General features: G+C 63.8%; 16 protein-coding genes. 4 read left to right on the top strand and 12 right to left on the bottom strand.

Going from position 1 to position 17,462, the window contains the following annotated elements:
• Window positions 1–162: 162 nt before the first annotated feature.
• Both ppsR and M8523_RS04600 read left to right on the top strand, forming a co-directional pair.
• Complete coding sequence (ppsR, locus tag M8523_RS04605; RefSeq protein WP_282583818.1) at window positions 163–1,500, top strand: transcriptional regulator PpsR; 1,338 nt, start codon at window positions 163–165, stop codon at window positions 1,498–1,500.
• A gap of 17 nt (window positions 1,501–1,517) precedes the next feature.
• Window positions 1,518–3,689 (top strand): GAF domain-containing protein, encoded by a 2,172-nt coding sequence (locus M8523_RS04600; protein WP_282583657.1) that lies wholly within the window; start codon window positions 1,518–1,520, stop codon window positions 3,687–3,689.
• Window positions 3,690–3,803: 114 nt separating this feature from the next.
• Here the strand turns inward: M8523_RS04600 and pufC are convergent, their stop codons facing one another.
• From pufC to M8523_RS04540, 12 genes are all read right to left on the bottom strand, one after another.
• Complete coding sequence (gene pufC, locus M8523_RS04595; protein WP_282583656.1) at window positions 3,804–4,925, bottom strand: photosynthetic reaction center cytochrome PufC; 1,122 nt, start codon at window positions 4,923–4,925, stop codon at window positions 3,804–3,806.
• Window positions 4,922–5,899: a photosynthetic reaction center subunit M gene (gene pufM / locus M8523_RS04590; RefSeq protein WP_282583655.1), complete on the bottom strand. Its 978-nt coding sequence runs from the start codon at window positions 5,897–5,899 to the stop codon at window positions 4,922–4,924. Before pufM ends, pufC begins: the two co-directional genes overlap by 4 nt.
• A 33-nt stretch (window positions 5,900–5,932) precedes the next feature.
• Complete coding sequence (pufL, locus tag M8523_RS04585) at window positions 5,933–6,757, bottom strand: photosynthetic reaction center subunit L (RefSeq protein WP_282583654.1); 825 nt, start codon at window positions 6,755–6,757, stop codon at window positions 5,933–5,935.
• A 210-nt stretch (window positions 6,758–6,967) separates the two neighbouring features.
• Window positions 6,968–7,150: a light-harvesting antenna LH1, alpha subunit gene (gene pufA / locus M8523_RS04580; protein WP_282583653.1), complete on the bottom strand. Its 183-nt coding sequence runs from the start codon at window positions 7,148–7,150 to the stop codon at window positions 6,968–6,970.
• Between the two features lie 13 nt (window positions 7,151–7,163).
• Entirely contained in the window at window positions 7,164–7,379 is a 216-nt protein-coding gene (gene pufB, locus M8523_RS04575; protein WP_428349886.1) for a light-harvesting antenna LH1, beta subunit, read from the bottom strand.
• A 124-nt stretch (window positions 7,380–7,503) separates the two neighbouring features.
• Window positions 7,504–7,731 (bottom strand): hypothetical protein, encoded by a 228-nt coding sequence (locus M8523_RS04570; protein WP_282583651.1) that lies wholly within the window; start codon window positions 7,729–7,731, stop codon window positions 7,504–7,506.
• A 40-nt stretch (window positions 7,732–7,771) separates the two neighbouring features.
• Window positions 7,772–9,235: a chlorophyllide a reductase subunit Z gene (gene bchZ, locus M8523_RS04565; RefSeq protein ID WP_282583650.1), complete on the bottom strand. Its 1,464-nt coding sequence runs from the start codon at window positions 9,233–9,235 to the stop codon at window positions 7,772–7,774.
• A gap of 2 nt (window positions 9,236–9,237) precedes the next feature.
• A complete protein-coding gene (gene bchY, locus M8523_RS04560; RefSeq protein WP_282583649.1) occupies window positions 9,238–10,764 on the bottom strand; it encodes a chlorophyllide a reductase subunit Y in 1,527 nt (508 codons plus the stop codon).
• Between the two features lie 7 nt (window positions 10,765–10,771).
• Window positions 10,772–11,767, bottom strand: coding sequence for a chlorophyllide a reductase iron protein subunit X (locus tag M8523_RS04555; RefSeq protein ID WP_282583648.1), 996 nt, complete (start codon window positions 11,765–11,767; stop codon window positions 10,772–10,774).
• The gene (bchC, locus tag M8523_RS04550; RefSeq protein WP_282583647.1) at window positions 11,764–12,705 is read right to left on the bottom strand and encodes a chlorophyll synthesis pathway protein BchC; all 942 of its coding nucleotides are present in this window, start codon (window positions 12,703–12,705) and stop codon (window positions 11,764–11,766) included. The genes M8523_RS04555 and bchC overlap by 4 nt, the downstream gene beginning before the upstream one ends.
• Window positions 12,706–12,807: 102 nt before the next feature.
• Window positions 12,808–13,944 carry a methyltransferase gene (locus M8523_RS04545; RefSeq protein ID WP_282583646.1) on the bottom strand — a complete coding sequence of 379 codons (1,137 nt, stop codon included), beginning with the start codon at window positions 13,942–13,944 and terminating at the stop codon, window positions 12,808–12,810.
• A gap of 4 nt (window positions 13,945–13,948) precedes the next feature.
• A complete protein-coding gene (locus M8523_RS04540) occupies window positions 13,949–14,815 on the bottom strand; it encodes a polyprenyl synthetase family protein (RefSeq protein WP_282583645.1) in 867 nt (288 codons plus the stop codon).
• A gap of 69 nt (window positions 14,816–14,884) precedes the next feature.
• Here M8523_RS04540 and crtD point away from each other — a divergent pair, with 69 nt between their 5' ends.
• Window positions 14,885–16,462: a 1-hydroxycarotenoid 3,4-desaturase CrtD gene (crtD, locus tag M8523_RS04535; RefSeq protein ID WP_282583644.1), complete on the top strand. Its 1,578-nt coding sequence runs from the start codon at window positions 14,885–14,887 to the stop codon at window positions 16,460–16,462.
• The gene (locus tag M8523_RS04530) at window positions 16,402–17,328 is read left to right on the top strand and encodes a carotenoid 1,2-hydratase family protein (RefSeq protein WP_282583643.1); all 927 of its coding nucleotides are present in this window, start codon (window positions 16,402–16,404) and stop codon (window positions 17,326–17,328) included. The genes crtD and M8523_RS04530 overlap by 61 nt, the downstream gene beginning before the upstream one ends.
• Window positions 17,329–17,462: the final 134 nt, after the last annotated feature.

Below are 17,462 nucleotides of genomic sequence, written 5' to 3'. Positions count from 1 at the left end.
AGCCGCCTTCCTATGTGTATTAGCAGTGGACGATAAAGCCGAAGCCTTGAATAATTGACCCAAGCATATCGCCTGCGGGAACGACCTCAAGACACTTCCGCTGTTGGGCTTGCGGAGCAAGGTAGCAGTCAATTGGCCCGCCTCGATCTCGCCCAACCTGACGTGACACTCCTTCTCGATATGGGGGGGGTCATACGAGAAGCATCGGTCTCGAGCCTGCTCTCGAACGAGAGCGTCGAGGGCTGGCTTGGATGTCCTTGGGTTCAGACAGTGCCTGACTTTGTCGAGGACAAGGTTCGACGCATCGTCGACGACGCCCGAGGCAAGGGGATTTCGGCTTTCCGGCAGCTAACTCAGCGCTTTCCAAGCGGGCGCGAGGTTCCGATCGAATACACCACGGTGCTACTGGGCGGTAGCGCCGGCATGCTGGCGGTGGGCAAGAGCCTGTTGGCTGTTGCGGAGCTGCAATCGCGATTTATCGCTGCCCAGCAGACGATGGAACGCGACTACTGGAAGCTCCGCGAGGTCGAAACCCGCTACCGGCTTTTGTTCAATCATTCGAGCGAAGCCGTGCTGGTCCTCAAGGTCGGAACTTTTGCGATCGAGGAGGCCAATCCCGCGGCCCTGCAGGCGTTGGGGCTCAATGCGTCCGGAGCAGCGGCACGGCGCAGCGTGATGTCCGCTATTCCGGAGGGCGAGCAGCAGGCGTTTCGGGCCATGCTCCTGCGCGCGCAGGATCAAGGAAAAGCACCCGGTATTCTGGTCCACCTTGGTGAGGCTCGCGAACAATGGCTCGTTCGCGCTTCCTCCATGAAGGGAGAGACGGGGCCGATGCTGCTTCTCCAGCTCGTTCCAGCGCAGCCGAAGGCCGCGAAGGCGATCCCCGAATCCCTTCCATCGACCGATGCGGCGATCGGCAGCCTTCCCGACGGTTTCGTCCTGATCGACCAGGATGGGGTCATCCGGCGCGCCAACCAGGCCTTCGTGGATCTGGTCGAATTCGGCTCAGTCGACTCTGTGGTTGGCGAACGTTTGGAACGCTGGATTTGGCGTCCGGGGGCCGACATTCCCGCACTCCTGTCGATCTTGCGTACCCATCAGGTCGCGCGACTGTTCCCGTCTGCGCTGCACAGCGAGCTTGGAACCGAGACGGAGGTGGAAATATCCGCGACCGCGACGCCGCTGGGTCATTCTTTGAGCTGCGCGTTGTTGATCCGTGACGTCGGTCGTCGCCTCGGCCGGCAGCGCGATCCGAAGGAGGTGCGGTCCTTGATCGAGTCGGTCGCCGAACCGGTTGGCAAAATGCCGCTGCGTCAACTGGTGAAATCGGCTGTGGACGGGGTCGAGCGCCACTATGTCAAGGCTGCGCTCGATCTGGTGGGCGGCAACCGAACGGCTGCGGCGGAGCTGCTCGGCTTGAGTCGGCAAAGCCTCTATGTAAAACTGGGCCGATACGGCTTTGATAACGAGGATCAAACGGCACAAAAAGAAGAAGAATAGCCTCGGACTGAGACCTAATGGCATTTGTTGCCTCATCGATGCCGGCTTTCGGCAAAGCTGATTTATCGAATTGTGAACGTGAACAGGTTCATCTCGCGGGGTCGATACAACCTTTTGGCGCACTTCTTGTCCTGAGCGAACCGGGATTGTTGGTCGTGCAGGCGAGCGACAATGCGCAAACCTTCCTGGGTCTCGATCGCTCCCCCGTCGGGCTGGAACTTTCAGCGCTTCCCGGCAACCTGCTGCATCGGGTTCGTCCCCATCTTGATGAACCTTTGACTGATGCTGCAATCGGGGTTCGTTGCACCATCGGGCAGGGTGCCGAAGAATTCGATGGTCTCGTGCATCGGCCGAAAGGTGGGGGTTTGGTGATCGAGCTCGAACGCGTCGGGCCGAATGTCGACCTGTCTCTCCACGTGCAGCAGGCACTCACATCCATGATGGCCTGTTCGTCGCTGCGTCCGCTGTGCGACGAAGCCGCAAGGGTCTTTCGACAACTCACCGGCTACGACCGGGTGATGGTCTACCGCTTCGACGAGCAGGGTCACGGCCAGATCCTTGCCGAGCGCAAGAAGGCGCAACTCGAGTCTTTTCTCGGTAACTGGTACCCTGCCTCCGACATTCCCCAGATCGCGCGTCGCCTCTACGAAATCAATCGCGTGCGTATCCTTATCGATGTCTCGAGTGAGGCTTCACCGCTGGTTCCGCGGCTGTCTCCGATCTCCGGGCAAGACCTAGACATGTCGCTGTGTGTCCTGCGCAGCATGTCACCTCTCCACATCCAATATCTCAAGAACATGGGCGTGGCCGCGACCCTCGTGGTGTCCCTGATGGTTGGAGGACGACTCTGGGGTCTGATCGCCTGCCATCATTACGGGCCGCGCTTCGCGCATTTCGAGGTGCGTGCCGTCTGCGAGCTGCTTGCCGAGGCCCTGGCAACCCGGATCGCGGCACTGGACGCCTTTGTACAGGCTCAGGCCGAAATCTCGGTCAGGCGTCTCGAACAGCGTATGGTCGACACGATTTCTCGCGAGGGCGATTGGCGCGCTGCGCTCTTTGACCGCTCACAGGCCATTCTCACGCTCCTCGACGCTCAGGGGGCAGCTCTCCTTCTCGACGATGACGTCCAGACCGTCGGTGACGTCCCGTCCACGCAGTCCATTCGGGCGGTTCGCGGCTGGCTCAAGCAACGTGATCGCGCGCGGGTGATCCTCACCACGTCTTTGGTGCGGGACATCCCAGAGCTCGTCGGGCAGATGCCGGGCATTGGCGGTCTGTTGGCGGTGCCGATCTCGGATATCGAAGGCGACTACCTGATCTGGTTCCGCCCCGAGCGGATCAAAACGGTGACCTGGGGCGGAAATCCAAGCAAGCCCTTCACGGTCGGCGATAATCCGCTCGACCTCTCACCCCGGAGGTCGTTTGCCAAATGGCACGAATTGGTCGAGGGGACATGCGAGTCCTGGAGTGTCGCGGCGCAGGCGACTGGCCGCATGATTGGCGAAATGGTCGCTGATGTCGTGCTCCAGTTTCGAACCGTTGGAATGCTGATCGTTCAGAATCAGCTCGACAACGTCTCCAGGCAGGTTCAGTCCTCCGAACAGCCGATCATGATGTTCGATGCTCATGGCCGGGCTCTTTTGGCGAACCCGGCCCTTCGCAAGCTGCTGGGCGGGCGGGCGCCGCCCGAGAAGATTTCGGATTTCGCCGCTTATTTCGCCCAGCCGATGCTTGCCGAACAGAAGATCGGGGAACTGGTCAGACACCGCAGACCGTGGCGCGACGAGGCCTTCTTCGTCTCTGGCAACGATGCAGACGTGCCTCTCTTGGTTCGGGCCGATCCTGTCATGTCTGCGCCGGGACGCGTCCTCGGATTTGTCTTCCTGTTTCTGGATATCTCGGAGCGCAAATCCGTCGAGGCGGCTCGCGCCCGCTTCCTCCAGGATGTCATTGCACCGCACCGATTTGCCGAGAGCCGGATCGGCGCCGCTTCCGAGCCGATGTTCGCGGCCCTTATGTCCATCGTCGTCGAGAATGCCCAATTGGCAGCCCTGGAGGTCACGGACGGACATGACACCGGCGGGATCCCCCGGGCTCTCGACGCGATCCAGTCCTCGGTCGATCGCGCCGCGGCGGTCTTAGAGCGGTTGATCTGGCATGCGTCTCGGACCGCCGCGAACGATACGTGAGGCGCGGTCATTCGTCGGGATGGAACAAGCCTTCATCCGACAGGCCGGAACCCAATCTGTAGTTCCACCCAGGAAGAGAGGGGCGGCGGAGGCCGCCTCTTAGTTCGTCTCAGGTCAAGGTTTTGGCGCTGGCGCATCGGGCTGTGTTGCTGGCGCGGGGGCCGCCGGAGGGGTATTTGGGGCCGGAGCGTCGTCCGGGCTGGCCGGAACCGCGCCTGAGGTTGATGACGCAAGCTCCTGGTAATCCTTGAGGGTGCTTCCACCGTAGAGAGGCTTGTAGACGCCCTGGTGGCAGGTGGCGCAATTCACCTTAGGCCCGTCACCCAAGGGTCCCCACCGGTGCGCCGGGAGAACGTCCCGCAAACCAGCGAGAACATTCTGGTTGAGGTCGCGCACCATGCGGATCCCGTACCAGGCCGTCGCACGCTGTGGCGTACTCTGATCCCACTGCGCGAAGGAGCGGGTGTTGTGGCAGAAGGTGCAGTTCACGCCGAGGGAGTTCGAGAAATGCATCATCAAAGAATAGGTCCATTCCGTCTGCTTGATGGACGTATGGTCCGTATCCGGGAGGGCACTCGTGGAAATCACCCGGATATCGTTGTTCTGTTCGAGAAACGGCGTGAACGGATCGTAAGGCAATGACGCTAAGCCAGGCGCCAGGGTCGGCGCGTTCTGTCCTGCACGATTGCCGAGTTCGCCCAGCGCTTGCGGCGGTCCGGGATTGTTGAACCACACATAGGCCGGCACCGGCTGACCACGATGACAGGTGTAGCAGGTCACGCCCGTTCCGGCGACATGGGTTTTCCAGTCGGAATTGATATGCCAGACCATCTGGATCATGCGACGGGCGACGACCTTCGTGTAGAGTTCGTCCGACGCCAGATTATTGAGGTTATGGCAATAGGCGCAGCCTTGCTTGGGCGCGACCCATGTCGTCATCGCGGTCATCAGTCGGGTCAGTTCGGCCGCATCGATATTGCCGAGAACTTTGACGTTCTGGTAGACCTGCGAGGCCGGCACCCCGGTGAGGTCCGCGGCTGGCTCTGCCGCGGGCAGCTGGTTGGCATAGGCCTTCACGGCCAGATCCTGCTTGTTGAAGACCTGGTCCATCCCGGTGCCACGGAAGCCGCGCTGAACCACGTCGGCGTGTGGGCGCTGGAACGTCAGCGCCAAACCGATACCGACGACCGCGACGCCCGCCAGCGCCATGCCGAGCCTGAATTTCATCTGTTTCATGGCTTTGCCCCCGTGGTCAGCAAGGGATCCAGCGTCGTGGGAAACACCTGCGGATAGGCCGGCGCGACGCCATGTTTGACGGCCCACAGATACCAGTTGTCCACCACGGTTCCGGTCAACAGGATGCCGATACCGCCGGCAAGCGGGCAGAGTACGGCGAACCACCAAGCCCAGCGATGAATCGACTCCGCCGTGGCATTGAACCCCATGGTCCAGCGCCAGAACAAAGCGCCACGCTCGAAAGCCGTGCCCCGGTCGACAATCTGCTCGATTTCACGATCGCCGCCGAAGCGGCTGATGGCGAGAACCGTGGCCGCATGCATCGCAAACAGCATCGTCGAACCATAGAGAAAGACGATCGAAAGCATGTGGAACGGATTGTAGAAGAGGTTGCCATACCGGATCGAAAAGGCCGCAGTCCAGTCAAGGTGCGGGAAGATGCCGAAAGGGACCGCCTCGCCCCAACTGCCCATGAGCAACGGCCGGATGAAGCCGAGCACGAGATAGAGCCAGATCGCGGACGCGAAGGACCAGGCGATATGGGTCCCCATCCCGAGCGCGCGGGCCCGGCGATAGGTTCGCACCCACCAGAGAATTATCGAGGTCGTGAGGAAGAAGCCGGCGAGTAGCCACCAGCCGCCCTCACGCAATGGCGGAAGAATCTTCAGCCCATAGGCCGGCGGCGGCGGTTCCAGCGCCAGCCATGGCAATTGCCGGACGAACTGCACCGGGTCCCAATTGACCGAGGCCCACATGTTGAGGCCGATGATTTCGATCGCGATGAAACCGCAGACCAGTGACAAGACCCCAAGTGCGCCGAGGTAGATCGGGCCCACCTGAGCGTCACCGATCAGCCCCAACAAGTAGCTATGATACGGCTTGCCGATGCGGTTCTCGTTGGACTGACCGGGAACCCCGACATAGGCCGGTGCCCGAACCTGAACCTGTGTAAATATATTCTGATATTCGGCCATTGTGATCCTCCGACCGCTAAGGTTCCGGGTCCGTCAATTCCAGATCGGCAGGTTGAGCCACCAGCCCCACCATTCCGGCCAGCCACGCGCCCAGAACGGTCCGCTGATGATGATGCAGATGGCACTCCAAAATCCGGCCGATAAAGCGAGGAACAGGCCGAGCCGATGGATGCCAAGCGTGCCGATGGAATAGCCCATCAGGTCCCGAAACATCGTATTCTCATGTTCCGTCGACTTGACGGTTTCGCCTTTTCCCGGATTGACCGCCGACAGGATCAGAGAGCCGTGGAGGGCGAGTGCGAAGGTTGTCGTGAAGAAGAACGTCACGGCCAGCATGTGCGCCGGATTGTAGTGAAAGTGGAGATATTGATATCCGGTGTTCGAAACCCAGTCGAGATGGCTCATAATGCCGTAGGGGAAAGCGTTACCCCAAGCACCGAGAAGCACGGGACGTATGACTTCCAAGGAAAAATAGGCAAATATTGCAAAACTGAACGCAAAGGGCACGTGGTAGCCCATGCCGAGCTTTCGACAGATCTCGACTTGGCGGAGGGCCCAGGACACGAAGGCTCCGAATGCGAAGATTGTAATCAGTTGCCACAGGCCGCCCTCTTTGAGGGGCGCGAAGGCGAGCCCGTATTTGAGATCGGGCGGCGCGATATTGATGCGCCAGACGTTCCAGGTCGGTCCGATCGCGGCGCCGTAGATGATCAGCAACGTCCCCACGATGGCGCAGAACGCCGATGTGACGCCGAAGAAACCAATGTAGAACGGTCCGATCCAGAAATCGAAAAGGTCGCCGCCGACCAGGGTTCCGCCGCGGACGCGGTACTTCCGCTCAAAGCTGAGCAAAGCCATCGACGTGGTCCTATCGAGATGTCGAGCCGAAACGTGGAGGGCTCGCGCAGATTCAGAGCGATGAATACGGAGCAAGCCTTCGCACGCGAAGGCTCTCCCAGGACCTGCTCTTGAAGGGCAGGGGGTGCAGCCGGGGTCGGATGAACCGTCTCGGCTACGCTTTGCGTTGCGGGTCCAGAATGACTTGGTCCAAGACTGGTTGGACCAAGGCTACTTGGCCGGCACCGGCGTCATTTGTTGAACCGAGGCCGTATGGGCACGGGGGCCTTCCAGCCAGTTGAAACGATCCGTGCTCAACAGGATGAAGTGAATCAACAGAGCAAGACCAAACAGGAACACGGCCAAGGCCATGAGTGTCCGGCGCGGATCGAAGAGCATCCACATGCGATGCATGGTCGCTGTCTCCTTAGGCGAAGTGTTGGATGGCGACGTGAACGCCGTCCATCAAGGATGAATAGCCGTTCGGGCCCGGCAGCCACGGGCGCCACGCCCAAGCCAGAATGTGCGCCACCACGGCGACACCGGTGAAGATGAGGAAGCTCTTCACAAAAAGCTGGTGAACTTCCTTCGCCTCGGCTTCCGTCATGCTCACAGGGGCCTCCGGGATCGGTTCGGTCTGCATCGTCATGAGATTTCTCCTTTCTGAGTGAAATCTTCTGGCTTCAAATCGAGAGTGCCGAGCCGGCCATGCCGTTTTCGGTCATCTCGTGCTTCGCCCGGCACGGCCGCGCGAAAGGGGGGCGCCTTCAGCCCATGAAGGCGAACATGAGGGCGCTGGAGCTCGTGGCTCGAGCTTCGGACAACAAGGATTTCGACGTGCCGGTCAGGCGGGGCCCGACACCCGCCCATCGCCCGAGCCGAATCACCAGGGCGGCCGTCAGGAACAACGGAAACGTCGACACGAAAAGGAGTCGGTACTGCCGGAGATCCGAATAACCATTAGACGGAGCGCGGGGCGAGGCGATGGAGGTCATGGTCGCTCCTGTGAAGTTCTGGGGGTGAATCGCGGGCCGGTCATGCGGCCTGGACTTTGAGACTGGGGTCGAGCGTGGCTGCAACCTCGGTCGCGGTCACTTTGGTCAAGCCTGCGGCGCGGGCGCTCCGTTCGATCCGCTCACGCGCCTGCTTGGCGGCCGAGATGCGGGTCAGGAAGGGAATGGTGTCGAGGTGCTGGTCGAGCGCTTCCTGTGCAGCAGGCTCCCAAATCAGCACGCTGCCGGCCTGCGCGCGTGCCGGTGTCGCCTCGATCTTGTCGAGGTCGGTGCCGAGCGGGAGGATGTGGAACAGCGCGTCGAACAGCGCGTTGCAATAGTCCTGCACGATCGTGGTGGCGCCCGCATAGCCCATGAAGGGCGTGCCGGTGGAGCGGCGGATGATGGCGCCGGGGAACGAGGCCGGGATGAACATCGATCGCCCGCCGAGCTCTGCCGCATACATGCGCTCGTTGAATGAGCCATAGAGCACGAGGGGCGCCTTGGTCCGCAGCGCCTCACGCACAGCGGCATTGTCGGGCTTCACCCCGGGCTTTCGCGCGATCGCGAAGGTGCAAGGAATGCCGAGCTCGCCTTCGAGGAACCGGCGCAGTCCGCGAGCATAGGTATCTGTTGCCACCACAGCGAAGGAGGCCGTGGCGAAGAAGTCCTGTGTGACGCTGCGCCACAGATCCCAGATCGGCTTGATCGTCGTCTGCTTCTCGCGGGCGATGAAGGGCTGCGGGTCGACGCCCGTGAGTTCCCCCAGGGTTTCAAGGAATTTCGTGGTCGCAAAGATACCGATCGGGGCCTGGAGATAAGGCCGGTCGAGTTCCTCGCAGAGCTTTCGCCCGAATTCACGGTACATACAGACGTTGACGTCGGCATCGGCGAGTTTCGGGATGTCCTCCACGTGCGAGCCGAGCGGGAAGGTGAGGTTCACCTCGCAGCCGATGCCTTCGACAAGGCGGCGGATCTCGGCCAGATCGGACGGCATGTTGAACGTGCCGTAGATCGGTCCGATGATGTTGACGCGGGGCTTGGCGCCCTCGGGCCGAGCCGCTTTGCGCCGCCCCTTGGCCTTCTTGGCCCCGAATTCCGACCACAGCCAGTTGATGGCCCGGTCGGCGCTCTGCCATTGATCCTCGTCGATCGTACGCGGCAGGAAACGCAGGAGGTTCGAGCCCTCCGGTGTGACGCCGCCCCCGATCATCTCGGCGATCGAGCCCGTCACCACCACGGCCGGCATATCCGGATCCTGCGTGGCGGCGGCGCGGCGCAAAGCGCCCTCGGTGCCGTGCATCGACAGTTCGTCTTCGGAGAGGCCCGTGACGACGATCGGCAATTCATGCGGCGGCAGGCCGTCGGTATAGTGCAGCACCGCCGTGACCGGCAGGTTCTCGCAGCCGACCGGGCCATCGATGACGACGCGCAATCCGCGCACCGCAGTGAAAGCGTAGACGGCGCCCCAATAGCCCCCGGCGCGATCGTGATCGAGAACCAGCATGGCTAGTTCCCCACCGGAATATTGGCTTCGGCGCGGGCGCGAGACTCACGAACCTTGCGGAAGCGCTCTTTGGCGCCGGGGTGGCTTTCAGGGATGCCCTGCCAGCCGTAGCCGGTGGACTCACCGCTGCCGACACCATCGAAGAACGAGACCATGCGGGCAAAGCGGTCCTTGCCGGCACTCTGGGTCGCCACGATCCTGGTCAACGCCCCAACGCCGGCGGCGCCGAACAACGGGCGGGCCGACACCATGTTGGTGAAGTAGATGGCCGGAATGCCGAGTTCCTTCGCCTTCTGCACCAAAGGCGTCGTGCCGATGGCGAGATCTGGCCGCACCTCCTGCATCGCGGCCAAGTCCTGTTCGAGCGAGGCGCGGTATTGCACGTGGGTACCCCGCGCTGTGAGCCATTGCCGGTCGGCTTCGCTCCAGTCGGTGCGGGGACAGGCCGTGCCCACATAGGGGACTTCCGCCCCGGCTTCGCTGAGCAGCCGCGCCACCAACAGTTCCGATCCCTCATAGCCCGAGACGGTGACACGGGCCTCGATCCGGTTGCCATCGAGCGCTGCCCGGATCGCGGGCAAGCTTTGCGCCTTGGCGGCGTCGATCAACGAGGGGGCGACGCCGGCCGCCTTGCCGATCGCGTCGAGCCAGTCAGCCGTGCCGTCGAGTCCGACGGGGCCGGAGCCGACCACCGGTCGGCCTGCCGCCTGAAATTCGCGGACCGAGGCAGTATAGAAGGGGTGAACCGCTGCCGCGACCGTGCAATCGAGCGCCGCATAGAGATCGCGCCATTCCCGCGCCGGCAGTTGCGGCGCGACACCCAGGCCCATCGGGGCCAGCAGAGCGCCGACGCCGACCGGGTCCACCGGAAACAGCTCGCCGATCAAACTGATCGTGCGGGTCCGCTCCGTCATTGAACGCGGTCGTTGGACGGGGCCGTTCTGGGCCTCCAATCGCGCGTAGCGCAGCATGGCGCCGGCCAGCACATCCTTGGCTTCCGCGTGGGTCGGAACCCCGAATCCGGGAACGTCGATGCCGATAATGCGAACGCCGTCGATCTGGCGCGGCAGACGGTCGAGCGGTACGCCCGAAGCCGTCGGCACACAGAGGTTGATGACCACGACAGCGTCGTAGTCGGCGGGCTTGGCGATCTCATGGACCGCATTGCGGATATCCTCGTAGAGCTGGCCCGTGACCAGCGTCTCGGAATTGAACGGCACGTAGCCGACCGTCCGCTTCGCGCCATAGAAATGTGACGTGAAGGTAAGTCCGTAAACGCAGCAGGCGGACCCGGACAGGATCGTCGCCGTGCGTCGCATGCGCAAGCCCACACGCAGGGCGCCGAAGGCAGGGCACATGGATTGCGGCTGGTCGTGCGGCCCGCGCGGGTAGGTCGCGAGCAGACGATCCATCGTCTCGCTTTTGCCGGCCGCCTTGGCGGCTTCGAGCATGGTGGTCCGGCCGCCGTGGCAGCCGCTTCCGGCCGCTTCCACGGGTCGATCCTGGTCGATGACGGCGGATGCGCTCATGACCGCCTCACGCCTCTTCGTAGATGACTTCGAGGGACGGCTTCTCGACGACCGTGCCGCCGCACATGTCCTCGATCGTCGCCGGCACCAGCACGACGCCGCGGCCCACCGCATCGCCCTTGAAGAGGCCGAGCAGCCCGTCCTGTGTCAGTGGCGTGGGCCGCAGTGGCGGTGCGACCGCGACCTGTTCGCCGAGCGCCTCGAACAGAGAGGCCCATTCGCCGCCCGGCCGGCCGATGATCTCATAATTCGCACTCTTGCGGCGGATGTCCTCGTTGGCCGGAATCGCGGCCAGGACCGGGATACCGACGGCCTGAGCAAAAGCCTGCGCCTCACCGGTGCCGTCGTCCTTGTTGATCACAAGGCCCGCGACGCCGACGTTGCCGCCCATCTTGCGGAAGTAATCGACGGCCGAGCAGACGTTGTTCGCCACATAGAGCGATTGCAGGTCGTTCGAGCCGACCACGATAACCTTCTGGCACATGTCGCGGGCGATCGGCAGGCCGAAGCCGCCGCAGACCACGTCGCCCAAAAAGTCGAGCAGCACGTAGTCGAAGCCCCAATCGTGGAAGCCTAGTTTTTCAAGTAGCTCGAAGCCGTGGATGATGCCGCGTCCGCCGCAGCCGCGCCCGACCTCTGGGCCGCCGAGTTCCATGGCGAAGACACCGTCACGCTTGAAGCAGACGTCGCCGATCTTCACGGGTTCGCCGGCGAGCTTCTTCTTCGACGAGGTCTCGATGATGGTTGGGCAGGAGCGGCCCCCGAAGAGCAGCGAGGTCGTGTCGCTCTTCGGGTCGCAGCCGATCAGCAGCACGCGCTTGCCCTGCTGCGCCATCATGTAGGAGAGGTTGGCGAGCGTGAAACTCTTGCCGATTCCGCCCTTGCCATAGATGGCGATGATCTGCGTCTCCTTCTTGGGCGCGGCGGTCGACACGGGATCGGGTTCGATCGCGGCCTCTGCGCGAAGCGCGTCCGTATTGGTGAAGCGCGGGATGGCGTTCATGAGCAGGCGCTCCAATCGAGAATCATCTTGAGGCAGGCCGGGTCTGCGAAGGCCGTACGGTAGGCGTCGACAGCCTCGGAGGCCGGGGCCGCGTGAGTGATCAGATCAGCGAGGCTCAGCCGTCCCGCGCGGAGCAGATCGACCGTCGCGTCGAGGTCCGGCTGCTTCCATTCCGCGGCAACCCGGAACCGGGCCTCGCGCATGAACGCTGGCGGAAACGAAAGGGACAGAGGTGCGGCGTAGAAGCCCGCCAGGACGATCTCGCCAGTTGGCGCAAGGCGTTGAACAAGTTTGTCCAGCACCATCGCGTCTCCGCTCACGTCATAGATCGATCGGTAATCGCGGCGTTCGTCGCTGCTCGGATCGACCACCGGATACGCTAAGGTTCCCGTGCGCCGCGCCGCATTACTCTCCCAGACGGTCGGCGGCTCGCCACCGAGCGCGACTGTCAAACGGGCGAGCAGGCGGCCCAGCACGCCATGGCCCACGATGAGATCCGGCAATGCGGCATTCGGTGCCGCCAAGGCATGGCGAGCGGTGGCCGCAAGAGCCAGCAGAACCGCATCCTGTCCCCAATCCGAGTCGATCATCGTGGTCCTCGCGGCCGGCACGATCAATCGTGACGCTGCTCCGCCGAACAGTCCGCGTACGGGACCGAAACACCGCGCACCGGGCACGAACACCATGTCGCCGGGCTTTGCGTTCGTGGCGGCGCTCGCCTGCACCACACGCCCGACAGATTCGTAACCAGGGACCAGCGGGTAGCCCATGCCCGGGAAGGTCGGCATCTGGCCCGTGTAAAGCAGCCGCTCGGTTCCGGTCGAAATGCCGCTCCACACCACATCCACCACAAGGTCGTCGCCCTGCGGATCGGTTAGCGGAAGATGTTTGAGATCAAGCCGTTCGGGCGCTTCGAGCACCACCGCAAGCGTATCCATCTGCGGCTCCCTGTTTGTTTTTGACGCTCAATCGCGTTCGTTGTTGTCAGCTTAGTTTGACGCCCAGGACTGTCAACCAAAATATACAAATGGAGCGTCAATCTACGTTGACAGGTGGGCGATCAGAACACTGGTCAACATCGGCATACCGGTCTTGACTGCGTTGACCGTGCCGAACCCCGCGAGGTGCAGCAATGCCGTCAGCTCGGCGCGACTCCGCGGCCGGCCTTGGCCCATGGCCAGGAGATAAAAGCCGAAATAGGCGTGGCCGATCGGTTCGGCTCCCCGTGTGTCAGCCATCGGCTCGGCGAGAATCAGCGTACCGTTCGAAGGGAGGGCATGGCGAACCGCCTGGAGAATCGCCAGCGCCGTGTCGTCGTTGTGATCGTGGATGACGCGCACCAAGGTAACGATGTCGGCGCCCTCGGGCAGCGGATCGACGCGAAAATCGCCGCCAGTGACCGTCGCGCGTGTCGCCAAGCCTGCGCCGGACAAGCGAAGTCGAGCCCGTTCGGCGACGGGCGGCAGATCGAACAGCATGAGGCGGATCTTCGGCGCCTGCGCGGCGACAGCCATCAGGAAGCTGCCGTCGCCGCCGCCAACATCGAGCAACACACGATGTTGCGTGAATGAATGGGCCTGCAGAACCTCGGCCGCGATCATTGCCTGGGTCTGCCCCATCAGGGTGGTATAGGGATCGGTGTCGTCCGCCGTGAGTTGCCTCGGGTGCGGGCGTCCCGAATAGGGCCAGTAAGAGGCAAGATCGTGTGAGGTCGAGGCGCCCCGCAGCAGCGCGACAGGGTCGGCGAGATCGGCGTAGAGCGCCTGATGGTGGGCGATCATCGCGGCCACCCCTGGATTGCCGCGTAGGGCCGCGCCGAGCGCACCGAGCCCGTAGAGCTCCCCTTTGCGAATCTCGACGAGCTCCAGGGATCGGGCCGCTTCCAGGAGCCGCCGTGTCGCGTCCTCGCTCAGCGACGAATGACGGGCGAGCGCCGCGAGGCTTTGCGGACCCTTGGACAGTTGCTCGAAGATGCCAAGCTTCACGCAGGCAAAGAGCACCTGCGAATAGACGAAGCCGGCGCAGAGGTCGAACAGCGTGCGGGCGCGGCGTCGCGCGATCCACCGGGTCGGCGGAAAGCGAATCGCCCAACGCTGGAAGCGGGCGCTCGCCAGCAGGCGATCGCGCCAGGCCTGCCAGTCGCGGAGGGCCGGCAGACCCAATGCCGTCGTGGTCACAACCTCAAGCGGCCCGCTGCCAATGCTGCTTCGGCAGTAGGCGTCGCGATTCCGTGATGATCAGCGTCTGAAGGTCGTTCACGCCCGGGCAGGAGGGAATCGAGGCGATAGCTTCCTCGACCAGCCTGTCGAACCGCTGCAGCGCGCCGGCAAGGCCGAACTGGGCGACGATGCTGGGACGTCCGAATGCCAGATCGCGTCCGACGGGTTTGCCAAGCGCCTCGACTGAGGATTCGGCATCGCCGATGTCGTCTGCGGCCTGATAGGCTTCCCCGAGTGTCTCCCCGAGCTGCCGCCACGCGTCGTGTTGCGCTCCGCACGCGGCGGCGCCGATCATGGAAGCCCCTGCGAAAAGCGCTCCCGTCTTCTGTCTGTGATAGAGGCCGACATCGGGTGCGTCCTCGCATTCCCAAGCCTGGCCGGCGACGATACCGGCCGGGCCCCCGACAGCGCGTGCCAGGATGGTCACTAAGGCGCCGAGCCGCTGCGGTTGCGTTGACCCGAGCGCGAGGATTTGAAAGGCGAGGACGATCAGGGCGTCGCCGGCCAGCACGGCGGTTCGTTCATCGAAACACTTGTGCACGCTCGGGCGCCCGCGCCTGAGGTCGGCGTCGTCGAAACAGGGAAGGTCGTCATGCACCAGTGAGGCGCAATGCATGAGTTCGATGGCGGCACCGGCGAAATCGACCAGCGCCGGCTCATCCTCGCCGCAGGCTGCGGCGACCGCCAGCGTCAGGCGCGGCCGGATGCGGGCCCCGCCTGGAAACACGGCATGGCGCATGCCGGCGGCAAGCCGCGGAGGAGAATCGGATGTGCCGACCCGGGTGAATGCAGCTTCGAGCGCTTTTTCGATCCGACCCGAGACGCTCATGGCGCCGCCTCCTGGAGTAAGTGTCAATTCATCTTGTCACTCTTATGTGTCTCATCGTATAGACACATTGTGGCACACTCAACCGTCTTTTCCACATTGTCGTCGCCCCGCGGAACGCCCCACGTCATCGTGATCGGCGCGGGTGTCGGCGGTTTGGTGGCTGCCCTGATGCTCGCATGCCGCGGTCTGCGCGTGACTGTGCTCGAACGAAGCCAGGTACCCGGCGGCAAGCTGCGGCAGGCCTGTGTCGAAGGCTCAGCCATCGATTGCGGCCCCACCGTCTTCACCATGCGAGAGATCTTCGAGGAGATCTTCGCGGAAGCCGGCACGACCCTCGCCGAGCACCTCACGTTGAAGCCGGCCACGGTTCTGGCGCGTCACGCGTGGGGTGCAGGCGAGCATCTCGACCTGCACGCCGACATCGAGACCTCCGTCGCCGCCATCAGCGCATTCGCCGGACCCGCGGAGGGCCGGGCCTATCGGGCGTTCTGCGCGCAAGCGCGCCATGTCTACCGCACACTCGATCAGCCGTTCATTCGGGCCGCGCGGCCCAGCATGCTGAACCTCATGCGCGCCGTCGGCCCAACCTCAAACCTGTTCGCCCTCGCGCCCTTCTCGACACTCTGGCGGACGCTCGGGGGGCATTTTCGCGATCCCCGCCTGCGGCAACTCTTCGCCCGCTACGCCACCTATTGTGGGTCGTCCCCCTTCGCCTGTCCGGCCACGCTGATGCTGGTCGCCCATGTCGAACAAGCCGGCGTCTGGCTGGTCGAGGGCGGCATGCACCGGCTTGCCGTGGCGCTCGCGACACTCGCGCAAAAGCGCGGTGTGACGTTCCGGTATGGGGTCGGGGCCCGAACCATCCGGGTCGAAGCCGGCAAAGTCGCGGCAGTCGAACTCGACGACGGCGCCAGGCTTACCGCCGATGCGGTTGTCTCCAACGCCGATATCGCAGCCCTGGCGGCCGGCGCTTTCGGGACTCAGGTGCGTGGCGCCGTCAAGGCCCCCAAACCGCGAGAGCGATCGCTTTCGGCCGTCACCTTCGCGTTGAAAGCCACCAGCCGGGGCTTTCCCCTGGCCCGGCACAATGTGTTCTTCTCAGAGGCCTACAAGGCCGAGTTCGAGGACATCTTCCGGCATCGCCGCTTGCCGCGAAATCCCACCGTCTATGTCTGCGCACAGGATCGCGACGAGACGGGCGCGAGCCGTGCTGGCCGGGAGGCAGAGCGCCTGTTCTGCATCGTCAACGCCCCGCCCACAGGCGACACCCATTCGTTCGACGCATCGGAGATTGCGCAATGCGAAGCGAGGACCTTTCAGACGCTGGAGCGCTGCGGCCTGACCCTGGACTGGCGGCGCGAACACTGCACGACCACGACGCCCGCGGATTTCAATCGGCTCTACCCGGCCACCGGGGGGGCGCTCTATGGCGCGGCCTCGCACGGCCCGCTGGCCTCGTTCCGCCGGCCGGGCGTGCGCAGCCGAGTGCCGGGTCTCTATGTCTGTGGGGGGAGCACCCACCCCGGGCCCGGCTTGCCGATGGCGGCACTGTCGGGCCGGATGGCGGCCCTGAGCCTGATCGAGGATTGGGCTTCGATGCGCCGGTCCCAGCCGACGGCTATGCTTGGTGGTATATCGACGGCCTGAGCGCCGACGGCCAGAACGGCATCACGCTGATCGGCTTCATCGGCAGCGTGTTTTCACCCTATTACGCCTGGGCGCGCCGCCGGGGGCGCGGCGACCCGCTCAATCATTGCGCCATGAACGTCGCCATCTATAGTCGGGGGCGCAACCGCTGGGCCATGACGGAACGAGGCCGCGCCGGGCTCGCCCGTGATGCAGCGACGCTCGCGATCGGGCCAAGCTCGATGGTGTGGGATGGCACGAGTCTCACGATCAGCCTCGATGAGCGTACCGCACCTTTTCCGTCCCGCATTCGCGGAATGGTGCGGGTCCACCCAGAGGCCGTTTCCAGCCGGACCTTTAACCTCGACAGCGTGGGACAGCATCGCTGGCGACCGGCCGCGCCCTGTTCAACCGTCGAGGTCGACCTCGACGAGCCGGGCCTGTCTTGGCGCGGTCCGGCCTATTTCGACATCAACCATGGCGATGGCCCGCTCGAAGCGGCCTTCAGCCATTGGGATTGGTCACGCGCCCGGGTGCCTGGCGGCACTGCGATCCTCTACGACGTCAAGCGCCGCGACGGGCTAGAACTTTCGATCGCCATGCATGTCGACCGGACCGGCCGGGCCCGGGATCTCGACTGCCCGCCGCAAGCCACCCTTGCAAAGACGCTGTGGCGCATGCCACGCACCACCCGCGCCGATGAAGGCTCGCGCCCCACCGTTCTCCGGACGTTCGAGGATGCGCCCTTTTATGCGCGCTCGCTGGTTGCCTCGCATGTGCAGGGTGCGCCGGTTACGGCGATCCACGAGAGCCTGTCGCTGGATCGCTTTCGGGCGCCGGTGGTGCAGGCGATGCTTCCGTTCCGAATGCCGCGGGTGTCTCGTTAATACGAGAGGGTCGTCCTGTTTCCTGTGAGGCGGTTCTGCCGTTCTTCGCCGGCGCGCGACGGAGCGTCCAGAGTTCGTAGAACCCCCAACCCATGGCGCCCGAGAGCACCAGCACGAGTTCGATCAGCCCAAGA

Origin of the sequence: Lichenifustis flavocetrariae (assembly GCF_026130545.1) — a bacterium.
Lineage (GTDB): Bacteria > Pseudomonadota > Alphaproteobacteria > Rhizobiales > Beijerinckiaceae > Lichenihabitans > Lichenihabitans flavocetrariae.
The sequence above is the reverse complement of the archived record's forward strand: the minus strand, read 5'-3'. Positions and strand labels throughout refer to the sequence as shown.

Coding starts and splice junctions, on each gene's coding strand:
- bchC (WP_282583647.1), bottom strand. CDS start 12,705: ATGGATACGCTTGCGGTGGTGCTCGAAGCGCCCGAACGGCTTGATCTC.
- M8523_RS04540 (WP_282583645.1), bottom strand. CDS start 14,815: ATGAGCGTCTCGGGTCGGATCGAAAAAGCGCTCGAAGCTGCATTCACC.
- M8523_RS04555 (WP_282583648.1), bottom strand. CDS start 11,767: ATGAACGCCATCCCGCGCTTCACCAATACGGACGCGCTTCGCGCAGAG.
- pufA (WP_282583653.1), bottom strand. CDS start 7,150: ATGCATCGCATGTGGATGCTCTTCGATCCGCGCCGGACACTCATGGCC.
- bchY (WP_282583649.1), bottom strand. CDS start 10,764: ATGAGCGCATCCGCCGTCATCGACCAGGATCGACCCGTGGAAGCGGCC.
- bchZ (WP_282583650.1), bottom strand. CDS start 9,235: ATGCTGGTTCTCGATCACGATCGCGCCGGGGGCTATTGGGGCGCCGTC.
- M8523_RS04600 (WP_282583657.1), top strand. CDS start 1,518: ATGGCATTTGTTGCCTCATCGATGCCGGCTTTCGGCAAAGCTGATTTA.
- pufB (WP_428349886.1), bottom strand. CDS start 7,379: ATGCAGACCGAACCGATCCCGGAGGCCCCTGTGAGCATGACGGAAGCC.
- M8523_RS04570 (WP_282583651.1), bottom strand. CDS start 7,731: ATGACCTCCATCGCCTCGCCCCGCGCTCCGTCTAATGGTTATTCGGAT.
- pufM (WP_282583655.1), bottom strand. CDS start 5,899: ATGGCCGAATATCAGAATATATTTACACAGGTTCAGGTTCGGGCACCG.
- pufC (WP_282583656.1), bottom strand. CDS start 4,925: ATGAAACAGATGAAATTCAGGCTCGGCATGGCGCTGGCGGGCGTCGCG.
- pufL (WP_282583654.1), bottom strand. CDS start 6,757: ATGGCTTTGCTCAGCTTTGAGCGGAAGTACCGCGTCCGCGGCGGAACC.